Source organism: Gammaproteobacteria bacterium (assembly GCA_016716465.1).
Lineage (GTDB): Bacteria > Pseudomonadota > Gammaproteobacteria > SZUA-140 > SZUA-140 > JADJWH01.
In genome coordinates this window covers 12,802-36,833 of the sequence record JADJWH010000003.1, presented here as the reverse complement: position 1 = coordinate 36,833, position 24,032 = coordinate 12,802, and the positions used below count along the sequence as shown (strand labels likewise).

The window sequence follows — 24,032 nt, the reverse complement described above, 5'->3', positions numbered from 1 at the left end:
ACCAGCGGGGTGTTCCCGACAAAATCCTCGATCGTCGGATAGGAAGCCATTCGTGGGCGGCCGGTTGCGCGGAAAACCAAGGTTTTCATTGTATCCTCGCGCGCCGCGAGGCGGCAACTTCAGTCCGCGCGCGCGCGGCGATGAAAGGCGACAAAAAAGGGGCTTGCGCCCCTTTTTCATTCACGTCTATCCGAGGCGGAGTCAGCTGTTTTCCACTTCCTTCATGCTGAGGCGGATACGGCCCTGTTTGTCGATCTCGAGCACCTTGACCTTGACGATCTTGCCCTCGGACAGCTTGTCGCTGACATTGTCGACACGCTCGTTGGAGATCTGCGAGATGTGCACCAGACCGTCCTTGCCCGGCAGGATGGTGACGAAGGCGCCGAAGTCCATCAGCTTCGAGACCCGGCCCTCGTAGATACTGCCGACCTCGACATCCGCCGTCAGCTGGACGGATACGCCGCACCGCCTCGTCGCTGGCGACCTGGTCGACCGAGGCGATCTTCACCGTGCCGTCGTCCGTGATGTCGATGCTGGTGCCGGTCTCCTCGGTCAGCGCGCGGATGGTAGCGCCGCCCTTGCCGATCACGTCGCGGATCCGGTCCGGATTGATCTTGATGGTGATGATGCGCGGCGCGTGCTGTGAGATATCCTCGCGCGGCTTGGAGATGACACGGTTCATCTGCTCCAGGATATGTATGCGGCCATCGCGCGCCTGCGCCAGCGCCACCTGCATGATCTCGCGCGTGATGCCGTCGATCTTGATGTCCATCTGCAGCGCGGTGACGCCGTTGGCGGTGCCGGCCACCTTGAAATCCATGTCGCCGAGGTGGTCTTCGTCCCCCAGGATGTCGGACAGAACGCACTGCGATCGCCTTCCTTGATCAGACCCATGGCGATACCGGCCACCGGTGCCTTGACGGGGAATGCCCGCATCCATCAGGGACAGGCTGGCACCGCACACGCTCGCCATCGAGCTGGAGCCGTTCGACTCGGTGATCTCGGAGACCACGCGAATCACGTACGGGAAGCTGTCCATGTCCGGCAGCACCGCGGCGACGCCGCGCTTGGCCAGCCGGCCGTGGCCGATCTCGCGGCGCTTCGGCGAACCCACCATGCCGGTCTCACCCACGCTGTAGGGCGGGAAATTGTAGTGCAGCATGAAGGGCTCGCGGCGCTCGCCCTCGATCGCGTCGATGATCTGCGCGTCGCGGCCGGTGCCGAGCGTGGTCACGACCAGGGCCTGGGTCTCGCCACGCGTGAACAGCGCCGAACCGTGGACGCGCGGCAGCAGGCCGACGCGGATCGAGATCGGACGCACCGTACGCGTGTCGCGGCCGTCGATGCGCGGCTGGCCCGCCAGGATGCGCTCGCGCACGGTCTTCTTTTCGATCTTCGAAATGGCATTCTTGACCGCGTCCTCCGACCAGTCCGCCCCTTCGCCTCCGGCCAGCCGGCCGACGACGCCGGCACGGATCTCGGACAACCGCGACTGGCGCGCTTTCTTCTCCTGGATCTGGTAGGCGGCGGCAATATCGGCGGCGCACTCGGACTGGACGCGTGCCTGCAGATCACGATCCTCTTCCGGGGCCTGCCAGTTCCAGGACTGTGCTCCGGCCTCGGCGGCCAGTTCACGGATGGCCTTGATCACGGTCTGCTGTTGCTGATGACCGAACAGTACGGCGTCCAGCATGACGGCCTCCGGCAGCTCGCGCGCATCGGATTCCACCATCAACACCGCCCCTTCAGTGCCCGCGACCACCAGATCGAGCTGCGATTCGGCCAGCTGCGAGAAGGTCGGATTGAGGATGAAATTGCCATTCAGATAACCGACGCGGGCCGCGCCGATCGGGCCATTGAAGGGCAGTCCGGACAGCGCCAGGGCCGCGGAAGCGCCGATGATGGCCGGGATATCCGGATCGATCTCCTTGTCCAGCGAGACCACGGTGGCGATGATCTGTACTTCGTTGGTGAATCCTTTGGGGAACAGCGGTCGCAGGGGCGGTCGATCAGGCGGGAGGTGAGGTTTCCTTTTCGGTGGGCCGCCCTCACGCTTGAAATATCCGCCCGGAATCTTGCCGGCCGCATACGTCCGTTCCTGATAATTTACGGTGAGCGGGAAGAAGTCCCGTCCGGGCACGGCCTCTTTTTGACCGACCGCGGTTACCAGCACGACGGTGTCGCCCATGCTGACCATCACGGAGCCGGTAGCCTGCCGCGCTATCTCGCCGCATTCGATGACCACCTTGTGGTCGCCGTACTGAAATGTCTTTTTCACTGGGGTCACGGTAAATTCCTTAAGAAAGACTGGATGGGATCAGGGATCACTGACACGCGTCCGGGCAAGCCCCGGTGCAGGGAACAGCCGTGCGCGGGCGACGGCGTCACCCGCTTCGAGCCGTGACAGTGGACAATGACTACTTGCGCAGGCCAAGGCTGGCGATCAGGTCCTGATAGCGCGTCACATCGCTGGTGCGCAGATAATCGAGCAGCTTCCGGCGCGCGCTCACCATCTTCAGGAGTCCCTGACGCGAATGATGGTCGTGCTTGTGTTCCTTGAAATGATCGGACAGCTGATCGATGCGCGCCGACAACAGCGCCACCTGAACCTCGGGCGAACCGGTGTCACCGGCGAAGCGTTGATACTTCTTTACCACGTCTGCTTTTGCTTGAGCGTCTAATCCCATCGCGTTTCCCGTTTCAACAGTTTGAGTCGTTTAAAGAGGGGCGTATTTTAGCTTGTATTCCTGCGGCTTACAAGACAATCCCGACGCCCCCGCCAGCAGCCATTTCAACAGTTTACCAGCCGTTTCGGCGCCACCCGTCCGTCCTCCAGGACATGCCCGATACCCAGAAACCGGTCCTCCCGGGTATAGATCCGCACGAAGCCGCGCGCCGGCGCATGGGGAACGAACACGGCCTGGCCGCGGCGAAGGAAAAACGCCACGTCCGGCGAGAGCCTGACGTCCGGCCAGTGCAGCAGGGCCTCCTCCATCGATACCAGCCGGGCATCCAGGACCTCCGGGCCCTGTTCGGCGAGTTCGCGCAAGGTCTCCGGCGCGACCATCCGGCTCGTGTCGAAACCTCCCACGCCGGTCCGGCGCAGGGAACGGACATGGGCACCGCAGCCGAGCGCCTCCCCGATATCCTCGGCCAGAACCCGGATGTAGGTGCCTTTGGAGCAGTGCACATCAAGCTCGATGCTGTCCGGCTCGACACGCACCACCGTGAGTTCGTGAATAACGACGGGGCGCGGCTCACGCTCGATCGCAACGCCCTGGCGGGCCAATTTGTAGAGCGGCACGCCGTTGCGCTTGAGGGCTGAATGCATCGGAGGGACCTGCTCGATCGCCCCGGTGAAACGCGCCACCGTCTCCTCCACCCGGCCCCGATCCAGGCCGGCGAGCTCGCGCACGCGCAGCGTCTCCCCCTCTGCGTCGCCGGTCGTGGTCGTGACACCGAGGCCGATCACGGTACGATAACGCTTGTCGGCGTCGAGCAGAAAGCCGGACAGCTTGGTCGCTTCCCCCAGACAGACCGGCAGCAGGCCGGTGGCGAGCGGATCGAGACTGCCGGTATGCCCGGCCTTGCGCGCCCGGAACAGTCGCTTCACCGCCTGCAGGGCCGCGTTCGAAGTGATGCCGGCCGGCTTGTCCAGCAGCACGATGCCACTGACGTCGCGCTCTCCGTCCCGCCGCCGCTGTCCCATCGCGGTCAGCCTCCCTCGCTTTTCTTCTTGTCGGCGGCCACGGAGGCGTTGATCAGCGAGACCAGACGGGCCCCGTCTTCCTGTGACTCGTCGTACACGAAGTGCAGCTGCGGCATCACGCGCAGCACGAGGCGCCGGCCGAGCTCATGGCGCAGGAACGCGCCCGCGCGATTGAGCGCCTTGAGCGTCTCTCCGGCGGAACTCTGTTCACCGCCGAGCACGGTCACGTATACCTTCGCGTGGGACAGGTCCTGCGATACCTTGACATGGGCCACCGTCACCATGCCGAGCCGGGGATCCTTCACTTCCTGCTGGATCAGCACGGCGAGTTCGCGCCGGATCTGCTCGCCGATACGCAATGTGCGGCTGTATTCCTTCGACATAATGCTCGGCCCGCGATTACCGCTGCGGCGGATTACAGCTGCCGCCTCACCTCGACTCTCTCGTAGACCTCGATCTGATCGCCGACCCTGACATCGTTGTAATTGCGCACGCCGATACCGCATTCGGTCCCGGCCTTGACCTCGTTGACATCGTCCTTGAAGCGGCGCAGTGACTCGAGCTCGCCCTCATAGATGACCACGTTGTCGCGCAGGACACGGATCGGATTGCTGCGGCGCACCACGCCCTCGACGACGAGACAACCCGCGATGGCGCCGAACTTGGGCGACTTGAACACGTCGCGCACCTCGGCCAGACCGATGATCTGTTCCCTGAACTCCGGCGACAGCATGCCGGAGAGCGCCTGCTTCACTTCCTCGATCACGTTGTAGATGATGCTGTGGTAGCGCAGGTCGATGCCGTTTTCCTCGGCCAGACGCCGCGCCACGCTGTCGGCGCGCACGTTGAAGCCGATCACGACCGCGTTCGAGGCCAGCGCCAGGTTCATATCGGATTCGGTGATGCCACCGACGCCGTCCGAAATGATATTGACGGCCACTTCCTCGCCGGACAGCTGCGTAAGCGCATCCTTCAACGCCTCGACCGAACCCTGGACATCGGCCTTGATCACGATATTGAGCGTCGGGGTGCCTTCCTTGCCCGTGAACAGGTCTTCCAGCTTGGTCGCCTTGCGCGCGGCCAGCTTGACGTCCCGATACTTGCCCTGGCGATGCAACGCGACCTCACGCGCGCGCCGCTCATCGGCCACTACCACCATGTCATCGCCCGCATTCGGTGTTCCGGAAAGACCCAGCACGACCACCGGCATGGAAGGACCGGCTGCATCAACCGGTTTTCCGCTCTCATCGAGCATCGCCCGCACACGACCGTACTCGGTACCGGTAAGGATCACGTCGCCCTTGTGCAGGGTGCCGTTCTGAACCAGGATGGTGGCGACCGGTCCGCGCCCCTTGTCGAGACTGGATTCGATCACGGTGCCGGCCGCGGCACGCTCCGGCACCGCCTTGAGCTCCATTACCTCGGCCTGCAGCAGGATGGCTTCCAGCACGTCATCGACGCCCAATCCGGTCTTGGCGGAAACCTGGGTGAATATGGTATCGCCGCCCCAGTCTTCCGGAATGATCTCCTGCGCGGCGAGTTCGTGCCTGACGCGATCCGGATCGGCGTCCGGCTTGTCGATCTTGTTGATGGCGACGACGATCGGTACCTTGGCGGCCTTGGCGTGCTTGATTGCCTCCAGGGTCTGCGGCTTGACGCCGTCATCGGCGGCCACGATCAGTACCACAATGTCGGTGATCCTGGCGCCGCGCGCGCGCATCGCCGTGAAGGCGGCGTGACCGGGGGTATCGAGGAAGGTGATGACGCCACGATCGGTTTCCACGTGGTAGGCGCCGATGTGCTGGGTAATTCCGCCAGCCTCGCCGGCCGCCACCTTGGTGCGACGGATGTAGTCGAGCAGCGAGGTCTTGCCGTGGTCGACGTGCCCCATGATGGTGACGATAGGGGGACGCGGGGTCTCCTCACCCTCATCCTCATGATCACGCTCGAGCACTTGCTCCTCGATCGCGTTCTCCTGCAGCAACTGTACCTTGTGGCCCATCTCCTCGACCACCACCGCCGCCGTTTCCTGATCGATCACCTGGTTGATGGTCACCATGCTGCCCATGGTCATCATCGCCTTGATGACCTCGGCCGCCTTCACCGACATTTTCTGCGCCAGCTCGGCCACCGTGATCGTCTCGGGGATGGTCACCACGCGCACGATGGGTTGGGTCGGTTTCTCGAAGCCGTGCCGCGGCGTATTGAACGACGCGGTTTTCATCTTGGTCTTCTTCTTGCGCCGAGCGCCGCCCGGCGCCGCGCTGACATGCAGCTCCTCGCGGCCGTATTTGGTCTCGCGTTCGTCGCGTTTCTTGCGGCGCTTCCCTTTCTTGTCGCCGGACTCTTCCGTCTCGGCCGCGGGCGCGGAAGGACGCGCCCCATCCGTCGGCTTTGCTTCCACGGTGGACGGAACCACGATGATGTCGGGCACCAGCTCGCGCACCGGCTCGACGATGACCGGCGGGGCGGCTTCCACGACCGGCGCCGGCACCTCGATCTGCGCCTGCTCCGCCGGCGGCGCCATCGGCTGTTCCTCAACGGCCGGCTCAGCTCCCTCGGGCGGCAATTCGCCGCGCATGGCGTAAGTACGTTTGCGCCGGTATTCGACGTTCACCTTGCGCGTCTGCGGCTTGGCGCGTCCGTGCGTCGGCGTAGTCAGCTTGAGCTCACCGACCGTCTTGCGCCGCAGCGTGATCTTCTTCGGTTCGCTCTTGTCGCTGTCCTTGCCATGCGAGTTGCGCAGATGGGTCAACAGCTCCATCTTGTCCTTGTCGCTGATGGTCTGATCCGCGTCCGTGATCGGCAACCCGGCCTCGCCCAGTTGCAGGATCAGACGATCGACCGGGATGCCGACCACTTCCGCCAGTTGTCTTACTGTCACGTCCGCCATGAAGTTGAATGCTTCCGTTTCGGTTCTCTATATCGATCGAAGAGTAAAATATCAGCTTTGCTGCTCTTCCGCGGCAAACCAGGGCGCGCGCGCGGCCATGATCAGCTCGCGTGCCTGCCCCTCTTCGATGCCCTCGATCTCGAGCAGGTCGTCGACCGATTGCTCGGCGAGATCCTCCTGGGTCACGATCCCCTTGGCCGCCAGCTTGTGCGCCAGCTCCGCATCCATGCCATCCAGCGCGAGCAGGTCCTCCGCCGGCTCCCGTCCGTCCGTGTCTTCTTCGTTCGCAATGGCGCGCGTCAGCAGCACGTCGCGCGCCCGGGCGCGCAGCTCCTGCACGATGTCCTCGTCGAACTCCTCGATCTCGATCAATTCCTTGGTGGGCACATAAGCGATTTCCTCGATGCTCGAGAAACCTTCCTGCACAAAGATGGAGGCAATTTCCTCGTCAACATCCAGTTGTTCCATGAACAGCTGCTTGAGCGCATTCGCCTCGGCCTCACTCTTCTCCTCGGCCTGCTGCTCAGTCATGATGTTCAGCTCCCAGCCGGTCAACTGGCTGGCCAGCCGCACGTTCTGGCCGCCACGGCCGATCGCCTGCGACAGGTGTTCCTCCTTGACCGCCAGATCCATGCTGCCCGACTCTTCGTCCACCACGATGGACTCGACTTCGGCGGGCGACATGGCATTGATGACGAACTGGGCCGGATTCTCATCCCACAGGATGATGTCAATACGTTCGCCCGCCAGTTCGTTGGAGACGCTCTGCACTCGCGAGCCGCGCATGCCGACGCAGGCACCCACCGGATCGATACGCTCGTCATGGGCCTTGACCGCGATCTTCGCGCGCGAACCGGGGTCGCGCGCGGCGCTCACGATCTCAATCAAACCTTCGCCCACCTCGGGAACCTCGAGCTTGAACAACTCGATGAGCAGTTCGGGCGCGGTACGACTGACGTGCAGCTGCGGGCCGCGTGATTCGGGCCGCACCGCCTTCAGGTACACGCGCAGGCGGTCACCCGGACGGACGGATTCACGCGGGATGATATCCTCGCGGGAAAGCTGGGCCTCGGCGTTGGCGCCAACGTCAATCACAATGCTGCCACGATCGGCCCGCTTCACCACGCCGGTAAGCAGTTCGCCCACCCGGTCGTGATACTGTTCGACGATATGGGCGCGCTCCGCCTCGCGCACCTTCTGAATGATCACCTGTTTGGCGGTCTGGGCGGCGATGCGGCCGAAGGCCACGGATTCGATCGGTTCTTCAATGAAGTCACCGACTTTGACATCGGGATTCACGTCCACCGCGTCATCCAGGCGGATCTGGGCATCGGGATTCTCCATGACCACGGAATCCTCCACCACCTGCCAGCGGCGGAACGTCTCGTAATCGCCCGTATCGCGATTGATGGAAACCCGCACGTCGACATCCTCGGTGTAGCGCTTCTTGGTGGCAGCCGCCAGCGCCGACTCGATCGCGCCAACGATAACGTCCCTGCCGATGCCGCGTTCATTGGACACCGCGTCCACGACCATCAGAATTTCTTTACTCATCTCCGTTGCCTCTGCCTGATCATTACTACATATCAGATGTCGGGGACCAGACGCGCCCGGTCGACATCCCGCAATGGGAGTTCGATTTCCCGGCCGTCGACTTCCAGCACCACCTGCTCGCCGCGCAAGCCCATCAACAATCCCTTGAAATTACGCTGCCCGTTCAACGCCGCATGCAGGCGCAGACGAACCTCCCTGCCCCGAAAACGCTCGAAGTCGCGCGCGCCTTCCAACGGCCGGTCCAGCCCTGGCGACGATACCTCCAGCAGATAATGGCCTGCGATCGGATCCTCAACGTCGAGCACACCGCTGATCTGATGACTCACCCGTTCGCAGTCATCGACCGTAACACCATCCTGCTTGTCGATGTACACGCGCAGTGTCTGGTTGTTGCCCTGCGGGAAATACTCCACGGCGACCAATTCGCAGCCATGCAGCGCCACCGCCGGCTCCAGCATCTGCCGCAATCGCGCGGTAATTTCCATGCCCATGCATCAACCCTGCTAAAAACAAAAATGGGCCCATAGGCCCACTTCAATTCCCCCGCCCGGCGCCAGAACGGCATCGGCTGCCTGTGTAGACCGGAAACTACTGCTACAGTTCCCGCCCCCGTTGGCGGCGCAGCGCAAGTCCTGAACTACGGCAAGTCCTGGACTACGGCGGACCCGCCCGGTGGGTGCCATATTATAGGAATATGACTTTTGTTTTTCAACAAACACTTAACTTCATGATATACAACCATGATCGCTTCAATGGGCTGCCGCGGATCCAGCGCGCTCACATCCCGGATTCCCTGAATCTCCGGCCGACGGCAAAGCAGTCCAGCACCCACTCCGCGCATGGGCGAACCTAGGACATCGACCCGATTCACCAGCCTTCATCTCCTGTCCGCCCTCTCGGCTGCCTAGCTTCCGGAACGAACCGCTGTCATGACTGGGCTGCCAAGGAGACTGCGAACCAAACCAGGGGCGTCTTCCCCGGCAGACACCGACGCACCCGTTTCCCCCGCCAGGGTAATTAAATTAAATGAGAATTATTTGCAACTGAGAGGCGGCAATATATATACTGGCCAGATCCGACGCACGGCAAGGGAAGGCGTATTCGATGAATCACAGAAAACAAACGCTGCCCGACCCCGATGCCACCCCGCAGGGGACCCTGACCACGCCCGAACTCGTGCTGGTCACGACCCTGCGCCTGTGGGTGACGGCGGCCTGTGGACCTGCCGAGCGGAACATGGGCATCCACTGGTACGAAGGACTCGCCACCGCGGGGGTATCGGAAAAGGGATCCATGGCCTTCCATGAATTGATGGAAGCAATCGTGCTCGCCACGTACGAACCGCTGGATTTCCGCCCCATGCATTGCCACCTCCTGGGTCGGGACGAGCGCCGCGTGCTGCGGATCATCGGGCTGCTGCAGCACAATCGTAAAAATGCAGCGGCATCCGCCCTGTCGGACTGGATACCGCCTACCGCCTGCCGTCGGGCCGGCACCCACGCTCTTCTTCTGGCCGGGGAGTTATTGCTGGCCGGTCTCACCTTGCCCCTGTGCGGCGAAGAAACGCTCCTCGGAGTCGATCGGCCAGACCGGCATTCCGGAGCCACAGCCGTACGGGCTTCGACCCTAATTCATTAAGTATTTTCATTCGAAGCAATCAAGCCTCCCTTGGGAATACTGCAAACGGAGGGTGCTGTGGGATCAGATACCGGCTGAATCCTCGATGCAAGGGTCGCGGGAGGAGCGCGACCAGAACACCAGCGGCGCGAAGACACGCGGCCTCCAGGTCAGCGTGAATGCAACCATGAGCGCGGCCGCGGCCAGGGACATGACCCAGACCAGCGCGGCCATCGAGGCATGGTCGGTACCCACACAAATCACCATCGATACGAGGAGTCCGGCAATACCCAGCATGCGTAAGGCAGTCGCAGTGCGCACCGGCAAGACGCGCTGGCCGACCACCTGCTGCCAGTGCGCCTGCATGGCGAGCGCAAGCCAGGCCAGGCCGATCACGTTACATGCCAGCGCCGTGGCGAGGGACAGCGCCTCAGGCATGATCTGCCCCCCGCATCAGACCGTCGTTATCGTCTGCAGGCTCTTGGTCTACCGCGGTCCCCGTGGCGCGCGCCCTTTGGTGCAGATGCAGGGCGGCCAGCAGAACTACCCCCGCGCTGAACAGCAGGGCAAGGTCAAATCCCGCCACCGGCCAGTAACCCTCGCCGAGGGTCCGCAGCAGATGATCGCCCGTGGTGACCCAGTTCAGCACCACCGCAGCCAGGGCCAGTATGGCCACGGTCCAGCACTGCTCCGCCCAGGCGGGGGCGATCTTTGTCCGCAGCACCGGGGCGGTACGCCACCAGGCATGCGCCAGCGCCACCAGCCAGGCGAACCAAAAAATCCGCTCTTCCCAGTCACTGCGATGCGCCAGGTCAGCCGGCAACAGCCGATTGGCTACCAGGATCGAAAGCGTTGCGATGAGCATTCCAGTCACCGTAGCCACCGCCAGGGCATCTACCCAGCGCGAACCCGACAGGCCCTGGCTCGCGTGCTGGCGCTTGCGTTTCTCGACAAAAAAGATGAAGCCCGTGGCGATGCAGACGCAGCCGGCCAGTCCGCCCAATACGTAGAACCATCTCAGCAGCCAGTGCTTGAAATGCTGCAGGTGCAGTCCGGCCAGAAAGTCATTGATTCCGGAAACCGTCGTCGCCGGCGGTTCCTCATATATCACCCGGCCGGTAGGCCCCTCGAAATGCACGGCCTGTCCCACCAGCGTGACGCGGTCGCTGCCGGCGCGGTAGATGCTGACATAACTGCTGGCATCACCGATGTGATTGATCTCCAGGTAGCCCACCTCGCCGGGCATGCCGCGCTCGGCCCAGCGGCGCTTGGCCTCGGCAACCATCGCATCCACCGAAGCGAGTTCCGCCGGCACGCCGGAAGGCTCAAAGGCCAGCCCCTTCTCCGCCGCCTCGGCCTGTTGATGCGCCAGCGCCATGGGCTTCAGCATGGTCTCGGTAACCGGGAAATAGATGCCGGCGAAGATGATCAGCCCGGTCAGCGCGAAGAAAAAGTGGAACGGCAGGGCAACTACCCCGGTGAGATTATGCAGATCAAGTGTGCTGCGCTGGACCTGTTTCCTGGGCCGGAAGGTGAAAAACTCGCGGAAAATCTTGCGGTGTATGACGATCCCACTGACCAGCGCCGCCAGCATCGCCAACGCCGCCAGGCCGACGATCCAGATCCCCAGATTCATCCAGTGCAGGTGCAAACCGTAGTGCATCGGATAGAAGAAATCGGTGCCGATATTGAGCTGGTCATCGCTCAGCATTCTGCCATCGCGCGGATCGATGCTTGCCCAGCCGTGCACATGCTGATGCCCGTCCGACGCATCCCTGGGCTTGTTGGGAATGCCGAACTCGCCGCCGATCGACAAGACCGGGTCGCGGTGCGTGGTATAGGCGTACAAGGATGACAGTTTCAGCGTGTCCGGATGCGGGAGCTCCCCGATCACGCGCTCAGCGGTAGCCTCCATATCGTCCGGATGCGGCCTGAGCTGGTGAAAGAAGACCGGCGCCAGCACCTTGTCGAACGAAGGCATCGGTTGCGGCGCGAAGCGCGTCTCGGGTACCGTCCAGCGATCGATCTCGCGGTCGAACACCGACAAGGCCCCGAAAAAAAAGGCCGCCATGAGCACGAAGCCCAGCACCAGGCCGAACCAGGTATGCAACCACGCCATCGAGAGGCGAAAGGACTGGAACATCGCCGATGAATCCTATATATCCGACCTTATGACAGAAACCGCGATATCGACCATGCCGCACCCGTCATGACTGCGCCGCCGCCGGTCAATACGGCCCACACCTGGGCGACGCTGGCCGCCGCGAATGTCCAGCAGAAGGCGGCCAGAAACACCAGGAACGCCAGCATCATGGTCAGCTTGTAGGCGTCCTCGAACGGCATGCCCAAAATCGCCAGCAAGGCGATTCCCAGCACGGTGAATCCCCAGGTGAGCACATATCCGCCCAGCAGACTGGCGGCAACGCGCGAGGGAATCTGGCGCGGGACTGCTGGGATGTCGGAGCCCATGGTATCGCCCTGTCCTTCATGTGCGAAATAACTGTCGGGCTGCGTCAGCAGCAGCCGCAACATAAATGCATATAATAATTATTCTCAATACTAACAGCGCCACGAGAGGAATTGCAAGGACCGGAAAAACGCGGCGACCTGCCCGCCATCCGGTGGCCATGCGCCGGGGCAAGCCTGTCTTATTTTTTATTCAAATCCGCGATCGCCAACTACCTGACCGGCCACTGTCCAAATTTAAGACAGATCGGTCGAACGCCAGATCGCATGTTGTTCCCAGTGGATTCGGAGTTGCTCACGCGATGCGATTCTATAGATAAGAACCCTGCGCCATGCGCCATCAGCTGGTCATGCTTGTCTTCTGACCATCCGATTCAGTCAAGCGATGTTCCGGGGAAATCAGACGAATAATAGGCGGGTTTGAGGCCTAACCCGAGGTGGCGATATCCGTTTCCAGAGGGGCGCCAGCGGGCGAAACCAAAATCTTGTCTACACGGTGCCCGTCCATATCGACGACCTCAAACCGGTAGTTGTCCATAACGAAATGTTCGCCTGCGGAGGGAACATGCCCGAATTGGTGCAACATCAGTCCGGCCAGGGTATGGAACGATGCGTCTTGAGTTAGCGAATGCAGCCCAAGCAGATCGCGCGCCTCGTCGACAGGCAAACCGCCATCGAGCAGCCATGAACCGTCGTCCCGGCGGACGACCAGCGGCTCGCCCTCGTCCGCACTATCGGCGAGTTCACCCGCGATCGCCGTCAAAATATCTGTCGGAGTTACCAATCCCTGGATCTCACCATATTCATCCACTACGACTGCCATCCGCACTTCGTTCCCACGCAGTTGCTCCAGGGCATTCAGGGCGCTGATGTTCTCATGAACGAACAGCGGTTGCCGCAGCACATCCCGCACGTCGAGCGCCTCCCCGGCTAGCCTCCGCTCCAGCAGATCCCGCATCTGGACGACTCCCACGACATCGTCGAGTTCACCCCGACTGACCGGGAAACGGTTGTACGTACTGTCTCGCAGCAGCTGACGGATATCCTGCTCCGTCGATCCGATATCGATCCATACAATCTCGACTCGTGGCGTCATCAGGGCCTGGATGGGGCGGTCGGCAAGACGCATCACGCCGCGAATCATGTTCCCCTCGGCACGTTCGACTACACCTGTGTCGGCCGCTTCGGAAATCAGGGATCTGATTTCTTCATCGGTAATCTTGTTCGCCGCCACGGCATGGCGGCCCAGCAGACGGAGCACGAAACGGGTGGACGCATCCAGCACAACCACCATTGGCGTAAAGATGGTGGCAAGCAGCTTCATGGGTGGAGCTACCAGAGATGCGATGCGCTCCGCATTCGCCAGGGCGATCCGCTTCGGCACCAGTTCACCCAGAATCAGGGAAAAATAGGTAATCCCCGCGACGACGATTGCCAGAGCAAGGATATCGCTGACTGAGACGAACCCGGGAAATTGCGCCAGCCACCCCGAAAGTGAAGCCGTCAGGGTCTTTTCTCCGTAGGCGCCGGCAAAAATCCCGATCATGGTAATGCCGATCTGGACCGTAGACAGAAACGGCCCGGGAGACTCGGAGAGCTTCAGTGCACTGCGCGCGGTTTTGCTGCCGGCCTCTGCCAGGGCCTTCAGGCGGGCACGTCGCGAGGAGATCACTGCGAGCTCGGACATGGCGAAAAAGCCATTGAGCAGAATCAGCAGCAGGATGACGATCAGTTCCCAGGGAAACGTCATGAACCGATCAGACCATAGGCTCTGTGAATGTGGCGCGGGGCCGGACAGGACAAACCGCAGTGATGCCGCTTAATGCCATGTTACGGCGCACGTCAAAAGACCAGGCGCTGGAACTGCATGGTCACATTGTGTTGTCAGGCCTTTTCGCCTGGCCCGGTGCGATATCCCGCGGCGAATCCCCTGATAAATCCGCTCACAGAATCACGCGCCCTGGTGACAGCCCATATCCCCAAAGCGACAAGCACGAGAAAGATCGCGCTCCGGGATCCCAGAGCTTCATACAAGCCGTAAGCGATCGCGCCGACTGCAGCCGTGATCATCCCAACCATCAGCAGGTAGCCCACGACCGTGGATACCAGATCGAAATTGGTCGCCAGGAACAGGATCAGCAACACTGCCAGTAGAACTGGAAAGAAGTATTCCATATGTATACCGCGCCTCAGGATATTACCTATGTGAATCTCATTATGAGTAATGCCGGACATCCATGTCCATAAACCCTATGAAACCCATTGAAGATATTCCCATCGACCGGCAGCTTGAGGATACAACGCCCGATATCAGACCAGCACAACCAATTAACTATTTGAATTCAGGAGCATCCCGCCCATAGGAGATCTTGAAGAAAGCGTGATGGCCATCACATATATCGAAACATTACGCATCAGCCTTTCTTCCTACTGAAACATCTCCGGGATGTGTGCAAAAACCTACTGTTTTCACAACAATTATTTGGACCATCGAACTAATAATTTCGCACGAGATGCCGCTACATCTAGCTGAGAAACATGTGTGCGTACACATACAGGAGAGCATCTCAATGAAGAAAATTACAGCAATAACCATGGCATCCGCGGCCACCTTGTTCGTGGGCGGTGCAGCCATGGCGGCTCCCATCGGGGGATATGACGCATGGACGGTTTCAGGCGGAACAATCACGGCGACCTGTCCGGCCGGATACACCTGCACCAGCCTGGACGCCACCGGCAACGGAATCCTGCAGCAGCGGGTCACCGACGATGCCGACACCACTGTCGCCTACTTTCGCACCATCGTGACCGATGAAGGCGCCAGTGCAAGTGACCTGGCGGCCGTTCAGGCACTGGGCTTCAGGAGCGAAGGCATGATCGGTGCGCAGGACGGTTCCGGCGACTATGTCAACCGCAGCATCATCAAGGCCGGCACCCAGATCGGTAACGATGCGATGTCGACCATGGCCGAAATCGGCTCAGGTACCCTGATCGGCATCGCTGCTTTCATCGCCGATCAGGAACAGGGATTGGGCGCGACCACGCGCAGCATGGACTGGCACTTCCATGAAGGTGCTACCACCTATCTGGAATTGAATCACTATTCGACCGGCGGAACCGCCGGTGGCGGCACGGGCAATGAAGGCACCATCACGGTCCGGCGCGCGGGCCTGCTTTCCGCGGGCGGCACCCTGACTCTCGATCCGGGCGGGTCACAGGAACAGACCCTTGCCTATGCGGCTGGCAACGCCGTCACGGCAGTTTGGCTGACGCAGGCCGCCTCGGGTATCGGCAGCCAGTTCGATCGTACCCTGGGTCTGCAGCGCTACACCGTGGTCACTACGACGGGTCAGGCGCAGAAAACCAATGCCGGAGGCACCTCAATCACGGCAAGCAATGCGGATGGTAATGGCAATTTTGTGGTCGACATCTCCGGTGGCGCGAGCGCGGAGATCAGTGGAACACAGTTCGGATGGAACACGGCGCTGTTCGGCACACAGCCGCAGGAGTATTTCACCAACTCCATCAGCAGCGGGTTGCTTGCGCCGCCCGCTCCGGGCACCTACGCCAACGACTACATCCTGCCCTAACGGCACACCGAACATCGCATTGCGATAGGAGAAAAACATGAATTACAAGTATCTTCTCAAGGCGGCAACGGCGACGATGGGGGGACTTTTTGTCTCGAGCGCTGCCCTGGCCGGTGCCGCAATTTTACATGACGGCCCGCTCGCCTTCGATCAATACTCTGTCACCAACGGTGTCGTCACCGACACCTCGACCGAGTGCTCAACCACCTGGACTTGTGTGACGCTCGACGCCACCAGCCCGGGTATGTTCATGCAGCAGGTGACTGATCCCGGCAGCGGAGTCTCTTTCATCCGCACGATCACGGTGGAAGAGGATGCCAACGGAACCCCGGCCGCGGGCCTGGGATTCTGGCAGGAAACCGAAACCTTCGCCAGCGGCGTCAACACCAATAACGTCGCGGTCAGCCAGGGTATCGTGGATGGCGGCATGGACTTCAGGATGAAGCTTTTCGAAGCCGCCTTTAAGCCTGGCGGAGATCTCACCATCCCCACCAGCGGTGGTGGCGGCGCCGATCTGTATATGAACCAGCAGGTCGCGAGCCAGACTTTCCAGCAGGATGGCGTGAACGGTAATGCGCGCCAACGCATTGACCAGAACCTTGGCGTTGCAGCGGTCGGCAAATTCACCTATGCCTCGATCGATGGCGCGGCGTTCATGCCGACCACCAGTGGAACCCTGGGCGGTACGATCATGCCGGCTCTGGCCTATGCCTCGACCGACGGATTGAGCGTGGTGTGGATCGGCGCGGATATGCCGGGCAATGCCGCGGCCAGCGCACGTCAGTTCGGATATCAGAAGTACACCAACTGGGGCTCGGTGGCCGTGACGGCCCCCGGCACCAATGCCGCAGCGGGCACCTCGAGCTACATGGCGCTGGGCTCAGCCGCCTCGTTCACCGACAATGGTTCATGGGACTGGGATACCGCCCTCTGGGATCTGGGCGCGGCGCCATCAGGTCCCTGATATAACACCGAAGGGGGCTACACGGACGTAGCTCGGGAGAAGCGGTCGGTTCCGTCTGGAAGTTCAGCGGAGCCGGCCGTCATGCTCTCAACGGCAGTCCCAGATCAACACGGTAGCCGATCTTTTCCATGGAGTCGGCTATCATCTCCGAGAGTTCCGCGCGCAATTGCCGCGTGATTTCCCCACCTCCCATCTCGATCGACCCCGACCGGAAGAACCCGGGATTTTTCGAGGTGGATCGCATACGTCCAATGTCCGTTTCCGATGCGATCCTGTCGAGTATTACGTCGCCGGTGTCAGCACCCAGAAAAGAAAAAATTCCGCGCAGGGTCTCTATGCGGTGGGTCACCAGATCTTCATAGCGAACCATGTGCACATTATCGCGCCCTTCCGAAAAAGTGCGCCAGCGATCGACATTCTGAATAAAAAGATGCGCCGACTGTCGCAGCCAGCCTGACAGATCACCGCACTGGGTAAGCAATTCGCTGTGACGCGGATCATTCTCCTCCTGCGCCAGGCGCAGGTTGTGATGCCAGGCCGACAGACCTTGATCGATGGGGTTACGGAAGATCGCGATAAACCGGGGCTGGTCGAACAGATTGTTGAAGAACTCGAGGTTGGCGATGATATTGTTGTCGTTGGCCCCGATGATGGGCTTGCCCCTGGCGGCCTCGCGCATCATGGTCTCAAGTGACGAGCGAAAAACGGCATTGACGCTTTCACCCCCTACCAGGGCCGCTCCCTGCCCGCCAGTGCGTCGGTCGTACAGCTGCAGTACCTTGTTGAATTCACCGAAGACCCATTTGAGTCCTTCGTAAAGGGAACGGCAATCATACTCGGAGGGGCAGGAAACCTGAGGGTGCAGATTCAAGGCGCGCTGCAACAGCGTCGTCCCCGACTTGGCGGGACCAAAACAGAAAAACAGTTGGGTATTTTGTGATTGGTTTTTCAATATCCCGACCACACAACTGATATGAACTATTTATAATTTATATTACTTTTACCCGGTAACGTATTTGTTTGACGACAGAAATCGCTGCGAGGTTCCATATTTTAACCAGCCCAAGAGATCGATCAAGCTAAATCTCCACCGGGCTCCTCGCCCTACCCCAAACAGTAATTTATTCTTAACGACTCTGGCTGGACACTGGACGGCCTCACCAATGAAAACCCTTCATCGGATGATGCATCCAGATTTGAGAACATTTTAAATTCCAACTCAGACGACACAACGTCTTGCTGGGTGTCACGGTCAATCGTCTATCGCCCCAGAGGTCTGACCTAGAAGTGTCTAAATCCCATTAGCATCGCTTTCTGCTTCGCAATGGCTTTCACGAAAGCGACTTCATAGGCATAGTTATATGCGCATTGCGCGAAAAACTCCCGGGTAAGTAAGTTCGAAGGGGTCCAGGCAGTATTGGCCCTGATTTGAACCCATCGCGCAACTCTTTCGGCAATATCATTTGCCCGCTTGCGATCAATCCCCGCTGCAATTTCTTCACTGCTGATGGCGATAGACATCGTCATGGACACCCCCCTGTGTAAACACTAATCCCTCTTATTCGACATGCTAATAATAAAAATGTTTCACGATCAAGAGTCGCTAAATAGCGACAAGCGTCAAATTAACGGCACCTGGATGTTTGGGCTATCTGCATATCACCTATCATCACGTGGTCTAAGGCCTCACATAAATACCCAGATCTTGCTACAGCAGTTTGAACTGCTGTTCAGATATGGAAATGACATTTCCATCCGGTATCGACAGCCTAATTCTGTCACCACGCCAATCCACTCCTGACTTACCAAGTATTTATTGTCTCAGTGTCCGAACGGGCAACTGTAACTCAAAGTACGAGTTCTCTTTCAAATGACGTGACCATACTCCGGTCCTCATATTTTGATGCCCAAATACTCACCACGGGGTAAACGTAAGTAGCTGCATCGTTATCGCGACCTGATCAGTCCTGCCTGGAAATATTATGGATATTGGCTGACTAGCCTGACAAGAAGGCTCCGAGAGTTGGGGCCTGAATGGCATCTGTATTAAGGGAGAAAGATAATTGACCCACCCGAGAATTCGATTCAAGTGGATAGAAGGTTACTGCGTATCATCGGACCGTTGAATCGCTGTCCGCGTACCGCTTGGCGAAAGGATTTAGAAGACACGGCGCCGTCGTCTTAAGCCCTGTCCTTCAGCCTCACCATTTCTTTCGGGTATCCGCTGGAACGTCTTAATGATATTGCATGTTATTTTTATATCCGTATACCCGAAGCATCCCTGATGCTTTCCAATGCTTCCTGTTCGGTTTCATGCGCAGTACCACAACCGAGCTCATGGATGGTAGCTTTGCGTACACTGAGTATCTTCACATCAAACTTCAGGGTCTTACCTACCAATTCATGATTGGTATCCAGAATAACCTTATCTTGATCGAACCCGATTACAGTAACCATACGCCTTCCGCCTTCGGTCATGATGTCTACGCGATGACCGATGACAAGCTCATCATCGCTAAAGTCTTCTCGGGATAATACTGTGCGACGGTTTTCATCCCATACACCATAGGCCTCTTCGGGGCTCACTGTCACACTGAATGAATCTCCCGCCTTTTTACCTTCCAACACCTTTTCCAGACCCGGCAGCAGCTGTCTATGACCATGTAGATATCTGTAAGGATAATGGCTTTTGGTTGAGCTATATTCAGTGCCATCGATGTCAGTCATCGTGAAATCAATTGCGACAGCACAATCCTGGGAGATTTGCATAGGTCCTCCTCACAGAGCTAATCGCTAATGCCGCGCTACTGCACCGGGCCGGGCCAACTCGATATATTGACTACTATGATGCCACCACCATAAAGCAGCTCGATTTTGATATCAACGCACAGGAGATCTATACGAACCTAAGCACTCGAACCTGGTGATCTGTACGGAAACTGTCTGCACAACGAACACACTAGAGCCTGCCTTGACTTCCCTCTACAGGCTACATAGCGACTCCACGTCAGCCATAAACGAAAAAGGCCAGCGCAATGGCTGGCCTAACTCTCTGTTTATATTGGTAGCGGGGGCTGGATTTGAACCAACGACCTTCGGGTTATGAGCCCGACGAGCTACCAGGCTGCTCCACCCCGCACCTGAACTTTAAGGGTGCCTATGGTACAGAACCCAAGCCCTCTAATCAAGCTGCCGCCCCTCAGGGCGCCTGCTGGCTCTCCAGGACGACGAAGGCTACCGCATACTGGGCCTCGTCGGAGATCGAGACATGGCTGTGGCAGATCTGCGCCTCGCGGCACAGGGTTGCGGCCTGCCCGCTGTAGGCGAGGCGGGGTTTCCCGCGGTCGTCGTGCTCCACACAGATCTGGCGCAACTGGACCCCGGCGCTCAAACCCGTACCAAGCGCCTTGGCCACCGCCTCCTTGACGGCGAAACGCTTGGCCAGAAAGCGGGCGGGATGAATAATCCCCTGGTACTGCTCATACTCATGCTCACCAAGGATCCGACGCGCGAAGCGGTCGCCGTAGCGATCAAGGTTGGCCTGCATGCGCGCGACGGAGACGATATCCGTTCCAATGCCGTGGATCACCGGCGCGCCTCGACCATCAGCCGTTTCATTTCACGTACCGCCTCGCCCAGGCCGGTAAATAACGCGCGCGCCACGATGGCATGCCCGATATTCAGTTCGCGTATACCAGGTATGGCCGCGATCGGCGCGACGTTGTGATAATGCAGCCCATGCCCGGCATTGACCTGGAGTCCTGCCGCCAGACCGGCCTCGACTGCCCGTCGTATCCGTTCCAGTTCCTCCTCCACGGCGCGCGGATCGGCGGCATCGGCATAGTGACCGGTGTGAATCTCGATAGCGGGCGCACCCGCGCGTGCCGCCGCCTCGATCTGGGCCAGTTCGGCATCGACGAACAGGGAAACAACGCAGCCTGCGGCGGCCAGGCGCTCACAGGCGTCCTTGATCTTCGCCTCTTGCCCCGCGACGTCGAGACCGCCCTCGGTGGTCAGTTCCGCGCGCCGCTCCGGCACGAGACAGCAATTGTGCGGGCGGATGCGTTCGGCATAGGCCAGCATTTCCGCGGTTACCGCCATCTCCAGATTCATGCGTGTCTGCAGGATGTCCCGCAGCATTTCCACGTCGCGCTCCTGAATATGACGCCGGTCCTCACGCAGATGCAGTGTTACGCTGTCGGCACCCGCCTGTTCCGCCTCGATGGCCGCCTGGACCGGGTCGGGATAACGCGTGCCGCGCGACTGCCGCAGCGTCGCGACATGATCGATATTCACGCCCAGCAGGATGTCTTGATCCCGCACCGTCATAGGCGGCCCTCATCTTTCATCATCGGTTCCACATTTGCTTCCATCCGCCCGCCCCGCCGGAACAGCTTCCGGCTGGCCAACGGCTTCCCACCGAGCCTTCCATCCAGGACCGTCCTCATCAGGCGCTTCACCTCGGACAGCTGCACGGGATCACACAGCTCCCCCCGCGCCAAGGCCAGCAGGCTGCCGCCATGCAGTCGCACCGGCCGTGCGCGCGCGACATACTCCTCTGCGCCCGCCTCCGCCACCCTGGAACCCGCGGCGTCCGCACGAACCGGTCCGCGCTCGGGATAATAATCATACACGCCCTCGGGCCGGATCGGCTCGCCCCCCAGGATCTCGCGATCGAGCACGAGGCCGTAACCCAGCTCGCGCAGCAGCGTCAGCTCGAACATGCGCAGGATCGCCTGTTCCGCGGACACGTGGAGCCCGGGCGCGGCCAACCCCTGCAATGCCGATTCATAGACGGCGAAGAGCGTAGGATGCGGGTCATGGCGATGCAGCAGTCGCATCAGCAATTCGTTCATGTAGAACCCGCTGATGAGCGCGCGCCCACGCGGACCCTCGCCGGCACGGCTTTCCACCGCGGTCAGGATACCCAGCTCCCCGCGCATGGACCAGCTTGCATACAGGGACTGGAACGGCTGCAGCAGCCCATGCAGACGCGACTTCGGGCGCCGCGCCCCACGGGCGATGAGCGCGAGACGGCCGTATCCGGCGGCGAGTATTTCCAGCAGAAGGCTGCTGTCACGATAGGGTCGGTGGTGAAGCACATACGCCGGCTCCAGCACGGCCTTGCCATAGGCGGCACCCGCCAGGGCCGGTGACACGACCGCCTCAGTCGCCATATCCCAGGCTGCGCAGGGCGCGCTCGTCGTCTGACCACTTCTCCTTCACCTTGACCCACAGCTGGAGGTACACCTTGACGCCGAACAGGCGCTCCATCTCCTGGCGGGCCTGCGTACCGATCTGTTTCAGCATATGGCCCTGTCTGCCGATGACGATCGCCTTCTGCGCATCACGCTCGACCCAGATCACCGCGCCTATCGTCGTCAGTTCCGGACCTTCCTTGAATTCCTCGATCTCGACCGTGACCGCATAGGGAAGCTCGTCGCCGAGCAGGCGCGTCAGCTTTTCCCGCACCAGCTCGGCGGCAAGGAAACGCTCGCTGCGGTCAGTCACCTGCTCCTCCGGGAAGAACGGCGGCGACTCCGGCAACAGCCGCCGGACCTCCTCCTCCAGCACCTCCGTCTGGGTGCCCCGTGTCGCGCAAACGGGAACGATCGCGGCGAAGTCCCGCTTTTCCTTCATCCGGGCGATATACGGCAGCAGCTGTTCCTTGTCCTTGAGCCGGTCGACCTTGTTGAGCACCAGGATGACGGGGACATCCGCCGACGCCAGCAGCCCGAGCACGTGCTCGTCCTCCTCCTCCCACTTCAGGCACTCGACCACGAACAACACGACGTCGACGTCGGCGACCGCGGCCGTGGCCGTGCGGTTCATCACGCGGTTGATCGCATGGCGCACACCGCGGTGCAATCCGGGCGTGTCGATATAGACGGCCTGGACGGTGGGAGTTGTCTTGATGCCCAGGATCCGATGCCGGGTGGTCTGCGGCTTGCGCGACGTGATAGTGATTTTCTGGCCCAGGATCCGGTTCAACAGCGTGGACTTGCCGACGTTCGGCCGCCCCACGATGGCCACATAACCGCAGCGATGCATCTCTTGCCTCCGCTCAGCCGCGGCCACGCCCGCTGACAGCGGGATGGCGCGACATCATCGGGCTGCTCAACGCAACCGGCATCTCAGGACGCCTCCTGTAACAGTTGCAGGGCTTTCCCGGCGGCATCCTGTTCGGCCTTGCGGCGGCTGTTCCCCTCCCCCGTCAGCGCCTCGTCCAGGCCGGTCACCCGGCATTCCACGCGGAACAGCTGGGCATGGTCCTGCCCCTCCACGCTCAGCACCCTGTATTCCGGCAACGGCATCCGGCGCGCCTGCAGATATTCCTGCAGGCGCGTCTTCGGATCCTTGGCCGCCTGGTCCGGAGACACCGATTCGATCTCCTCGCCCAGCACCGTCTGCACCAGCCGGCGGGCGGCATCGAGCCCGGACTCCAGGTAGGCTGCCCCGATCAGCGCCTCGAGCGCGCCGGCGAGAATGGAGTCGCGGCGGTAACCCCCGCTCTTCAACTCCCCCGGCCCAAGCAGCAACTCCTCCCCCAGATCGAGGTTACGCGCCCGGCGCGCGAGCACCTCGCCGTTGACGAGGTTGGCGCGCAGACGGCTCAGCGCCCCTTCATCCTGGCGGGGAAAACGCGCGTACAAGATCTCGGCGATGATCAGGCTCAGGGCAGCGTCTCCCAGAAACTCCAGGCGCTCATTATTGGGGCTGCCATAACTTCGATGGGTCAATGCCATCAGCAGCAGATCCTCGCGGGCACACGGATATCCGAGCCGCTGGCACAGCTTGACGTGGGAGGGATTCAATTGCCAGCGAGTGTCACGCTGTCTTCGAAGGACAGCAACAGGCTGACATTGCCATAGAACGGTTCCTGCACCTCATACTGGATGGTGACCGTCTTCGAGCCGGCGTCGCTCCTGACACTGATATCGTTCTCCGTCACGTGACTCACATTGTTGATTTCCAGCCGTTTCAGCAGCCGGGAACGCAACTCGCCGACCGCCAGCCCCTGCGATTCCTCCTCCGCCAGCGACTGCAGCGACGAGGTGACGCTGAAATGCTCCAGATACACGGGGGTGAGCTTGATCCCGATATAGGCGAAAAAGCCGATCACCGCCAGCACTATCAACAGGCTGAGAAACGTCAGTCCTTCCTGTTTATTCCCGCACCGTCTCATATCCGGACCTCCCTGAGAGATTGCCCCATTAGCGCCCCAAGCGGTGAAAACCG

General features: G+C 60.6%; 23 protein-coding genes, 1 tRNA gene and 1 pseudogene. 3 read left to right on the top strand and 22 right to left on the bottom strand.

Going from position 1 to position 24,032, the window contains the following annotated elements:
- Window positions 1–201 precede the first annotated feature (201 nt).
- The 7 genes and pseudogenes from pnp to rimP form a co-directional block, all read right to left on the bottom strand.
- Window positions 202–2,287 (bottom strand): annotated as a pseudogene (gene pnp / locus IPM20_07715) (polyribonucleotide nucleotidyltransferase).
- Between the two features lie 130 nt (window positions 2,288–2,417).
- A complete protein-coding gene (gene rpsO / locus IPM20_07710) occupies window positions 2,418–2,687 on the bottom strand; it encodes a 30S ribosomal protein S15 (GenBank protein ID MBK9131501.1) in 270 nt (89 codons plus the stop codon).
- Window positions 2,688–2,791: 104 nt separating this feature from the next.
- Entirely contained in the window at window positions 2,792–3,709 is a 918-nt protein-coding gene (gene truB, locus IPM20_07705; protein ID MBK9131500.1) for a tRNA pseudouridine(55) synthase TruB, read from the bottom strand.
- Between the two features lie 5 nt (window positions 3,710–3,714).
- On the bottom strand, window positions 3,715–4,092 hold the full coding sequence (gene rbfA / locus IPM20_07700; GenBank protein MBK9131499.1) for a 30S ribosome-binding factor RbfA: 378 nt from the start codon (window positions 4,090–4,092) through the stop codon (window positions 3,715–3,717).
- A gap of 32 nt (window positions 4,093–4,124) precedes the next feature.
- On the bottom strand, window positions 4,125–6,602 hold the full coding sequence (infB, locus tag IPM20_07695; GenBank protein MBK9131498.1) for a translation initiation factor IF-2: 2,478 nt from the start codon (window positions 6,600–6,602) through the stop codon (window positions 4,125–4,127).
- 51 nt (window positions 6,603–6,653) lie between these two features.
- Complete coding sequence (gene nusA, locus IPM20_07690; GenBank protein MBK9131497.1) at window positions 6,654–8,156, bottom strand: transcription termination/antitermination protein NusA; 1,503 nt, start codon at window positions 8,154–8,156, stop codon at window positions 6,654–6,656.
- A gap of 32 nt (window positions 8,157–8,188) precedes the next feature.
- Complete coding sequence (rimP, locus tag IPM20_07685) at window positions 8,189–8,641, bottom strand: ribosome maturation factor RimP (protein MBK9131496.1); 453 nt, start codon at window positions 8,639–8,641, stop codon at window positions 8,189–8,191.
- 619 nt (window positions 8,642–9,260) lie between these two features.
- Between rimP and IPM20_07680 the strand changes: the two genes are divergently transcribed.
- Window positions 9,261–9,794, top strand: coding sequence for a hypothetical protein (locus IPM20_07680; GenBank protein ID MBK9131495.1), 534 nt, complete (start codon window positions 9,261–9,263; stop codon window positions 9,792–9,794).
- Window positions 9,795–9,857: 63 nt separating this feature from the next.
- Here IPM20_07680 and IPM20_07675 read toward each other — a convergent pair whose 3' ends face one another.
- The 5 genes from IPM20_07675 to IPM20_07655 form a co-directional block, all read right to left on the bottom strand.
- On the bottom strand, window positions 9,858–10,211 hold the full coding sequence (locus tag IPM20_07675) for a DUF3325 domain-containing protein (protein MBK9131494.1): 354 nt from the start codon (window positions 10,209–10,211) through the stop codon (window positions 9,858–9,860).
- Window positions 10,204–11,916 carry a PepSY domain-containing protein gene (locus IPM20_07670; protein MBK9131493.1) on the bottom strand — a complete coding sequence of 571 codons (1,713 nt, stop codon included), beginning with the start codon at window positions 11,914–11,916 and terminating at the stop codon, window positions 10,204–10,206. Before IPM20_07670 ends, IPM20_07675 begins: the two co-directional genes overlap by 8 nt.
- A gap of 26 nt (window positions 11,917–11,942) precedes the next feature.
- Complete coding sequence (locus IPM20_07665) at window positions 11,943–12,242, bottom strand: iron uptake protein (GenBank protein ID MBK9131492.1); 300 nt, start codon at window positions 12,240–12,242, stop codon at window positions 11,943–11,945.
- A 424-nt stretch (window positions 12,243–12,666) separates the two neighbouring features.
- Window positions 12,667–13,989: an HlyC/CorC family transporter gene (locus tag IPM20_07660; protein ID MBK9131491.1), complete on the bottom strand. Its 1,323-nt coding sequence runs from the start codon at window positions 13,987–13,989 to the stop codon at window positions 12,667–12,669.
- A gap of 134 nt (window positions 13,990–14,123) precedes the next feature.
- A complete protein-coding gene (locus tag IPM20_07655; GenBank protein MBK9131490.1) occupies window positions 14,124–14,414 on the bottom strand; it encodes a hypothetical protein in 291 nt (96 codons plus the stop codon).
- 395 nt (window positions 14,415–14,809) lie between these two features.
- On the opposite strand from IPM20_07655, the gene IPM20_07650 reads away from it, so the two are divergent.
- Entirely contained in the window at window positions 14,810–15,829 is a 1,020-nt protein-coding gene (locus IPM20_07650; GenBank protein MBK9131489.1) for a hypothetical protein, read from the top strand.
- A 37-nt stretch (window positions 15,830–15,866) separates the two neighbouring features.
- Window positions 15,867–16,793: a hypothetical protein gene (locus tag IPM20_07645; protein ID MBK9131488.1), complete on the top strand. Its 927-nt coding sequence runs from the start codon at window positions 15,867–15,869 to the stop codon at window positions 16,791–16,793.
- A 79-nt stretch (window positions 16,794–16,872) separates the two neighbouring features.
- Here the strand turns inward: IPM20_07645 and IPM20_07640 are convergent, their stop codons facing one another.
- The 10 genes from IPM20_07640 to IPM20_07595 all read right to left on the bottom strand — a co-directional run bounded on the left by IPM20_07640 (window position 16,873) and on the right by IPM20_07595 (window position 23,979).
- The gene (locus IPM20_07640; protein MBK9131487.1) at window positions 16,873–17,757 is read right to left on the bottom strand and encodes a sulfotransferase; all 885 of its coding nucleotides are present in this window, start codon (window positions 17,755–17,757) and stop codon (window positions 16,873–16,875) included.
- A 317-nt stretch (window positions 17,758–18,074) separates the two neighbouring features.
- A complete protein-coding gene (locus IPM20_07635) occupies window positions 18,075–18,320 on the bottom strand; it encodes a hypothetical protein (protein MBK9131486.1) in 246 nt (81 codons plus the stop codon).
- Between the two features lie 729 nt (window positions 18,321–19,049).
- Window positions 19,050–19,562 (bottom strand): peptidylprolyl isomerase, encoded by a 513-nt coding sequence (locus tag IPM20_07630; protein ID MBK9131485.1) that lies wholly within the window; start codon window positions 19,560–19,562, stop codon window positions 19,050–19,052.
- Window positions 19,563–19,855: 293 nt separating this feature from the next.
- A tRNA-Met gene (locus IPM20_07625) sits at window positions 19,856–19,932 on the bottom strand.
- A gap of 60 nt (window positions 19,933–19,992) precedes the next feature.
- Window positions 19,993–20,382: a holo-ACP synthase gene (locus IPM20_07620; protein MBK9131484.1), complete on the bottom strand. Its 390-nt coding sequence runs from the start codon at window positions 20,380–20,382 to the stop codon at window positions 19,993–19,995.
- Window positions 20,379–21,122 (bottom strand): pyridoxine 5'-phosphate synthase, encoded by a 744-nt coding sequence (pdxJ, locus tag IPM20_07615; GenBank protein MBK9131483.1) that lies wholly within the window; start codon window positions 21,120–21,122, stop codon window positions 20,379–20,381. Before pdxJ ends, IPM20_07620 begins: the two co-directional genes overlap by 4 nt.
- Window positions 21,119–21,970, bottom strand: a complete 852-nt coding sequence (recO, locus tag IPM20_07610) for a DNA repair protein RecO (protein MBK9131482.1) — start codon at window positions 21,968–21,970, stop codon at window positions 21,119–21,121. Before recO ends, pdxJ begins: the two co-directional genes overlap by 4 nt.
- Window positions 21,960–22,844: a GTPase Era gene (gene era, locus IPM20_07605; GenBank protein ID MBK9131481.1), complete on the bottom strand. Its 885-nt coding sequence runs from the start codon at window positions 22,842–22,844 to the stop codon at window positions 21,960–21,962. The genes recO and era overlap by 11 nt, the downstream gene beginning before the upstream one ends.
- Before the next feature lie 83 nt (window positions 22,845–22,927).
- A complete protein-coding gene (rnc, locus tag IPM20_07600; GenBank protein MBK9131480.1) occupies window positions 22,928–23,608 on the bottom strand; it encodes a ribonuclease III in 681 nt (226 codons plus the stop codon).
- Entirely contained in the window at window positions 23,605–23,979 is a 375-nt protein-coding gene (locus IPM20_07595) for a DUF4845 domain-containing protein (GenBank protein ID MBK9131479.1), read from the bottom strand. Before IPM20_07595 ends, rnc begins: the two co-directional genes overlap by 4 nt.
- Window positions 23,980–24,032 lie beyond the last annotated feature (53 nt).

Coding starts and splice junctions, on each gene's coding strand:
- recO (MBK9131482.1), bottom strand. CDS start 21,970: ATGGCGACTGAGGCGGTCGTGTCACCGGCCCTGGCGGGTGCCGCCTAT.
- IPM20_07595 (MBK9131479.1), bottom strand. CDS start 23,979: ATGAGACGGTGCGGGAATAAACAGGAAGGACTGACGTTTCTCAGCCTG.
- nusA (MBK9131497.1), bottom strand. CDS start 8,156: ATGAGTAAAGAAATTCTGATGGTCGTGGACGCGGTGTCCAATGAACGC.
- IPM20_07650 (MBK9131489.1), top strand. CDS start 14,810: ATGAAGAAAATTACAGCAATAACCATGGCATCCGCGGCCACCTTGTTC.
- IPM20_07665 (MBK9131492.1), bottom strand. CDS start 12,242: ATGGGCTCCGACATCCCAGCAGTCCCGCGCCAGATTCCCTCGCGCGTT.
- rbfA (MBK9131499.1), bottom strand. CDS start 4,092: ATGTCGAAGGAATACAGCCGCACATTGCGTATCGGCGAGCAGATCCGG.
- rpsO (MBK9131501.1), bottom strand. CDS start 2,687: ATGGGATTAGACGCTCAAGCAAAAGCAGACGTGGTAAAGAAGTATCAA.
- rimP (MBK9131496.1), bottom strand. CDS start 8,641: ATGGAAATTACCGCGCGATTGCGGCAGATGCTGGAGCCGGCGGTGGCG.
- IPM20_07645 (MBK9131488.1), top strand. CDS start 15,867: ATGAATTACAAGTATCTTCTCAAGGCGGCAACGGCGACGATGGGGGGA.
- pdxJ (MBK9131483.1), bottom strand. CDS start 21,122: ATGACGGTGCGGGATCAAGACATCCTGCTGGGCGTGAATATCGATCAT.
- IPM20_07635 (MBK9131486.1), bottom strand. CDS start 18,320: ATGACGATGTCTATCGCCATCAGCAGTGAAGAAATTGCAGCGGGGATT.
- IPM20_07660 (MBK9131491.1), bottom strand. CDS start 13,989: ATGACGTTTCCCTGGGAACTGATCGTCATCCTGCTGCTGATTCTGCTC.
- IPM20_07630 (MBK9131485.1), bottom strand. CDS start 19,562: ATGCAAATCTCCCAGGATTGTGCTGTCGCAATTGATTTCACGATGACT.
- infB (MBK9131498.1), bottom strand. CDS start 6,602: ATGGCGGACGTGACAGTAAGACAACTGGCGGAAGTGGTCGGCATCCCG.
- truB (MBK9131500.1), bottom strand. CDS start 3,709: ATGGGACAGCGGCGGCGGGACGGAGAGCGCGACGTCAGTGGCATCGTG.
- IPM20_07655 (MBK9131490.1), bottom strand. CDS start 14,414: ATGGAATACTTCTTTCCAGTTCTACTGGCAGTGTTGCTGATCCTGTTC.
- era (MBK9131481.1), bottom strand. CDS start 22,844: ATGCATCGCTGCGGTTATGTGGCCATCGTGGGGCGGCCGAACGTCGGC.
- IPM20_07670 (MBK9131493.1), bottom strand. CDS start 11,916: ATGTTCCAGTCCTTTCGCCTCTCGATGGCGTGGTTGCATACCTGGTTC.
- IPM20_07680 (MBK9131495.1), top strand. CDS start 9,261: ATGAATCACAGAAAACAAACGCTGCCCGACCCCGATGCCACCCCGCAG.
- IPM20_07675 (MBK9131494.1), bottom strand. CDS start 10,211: ATGCCTGAGGCGCTGTCCCTCGCCACGGCGCTGGCATGTAACGTGATC.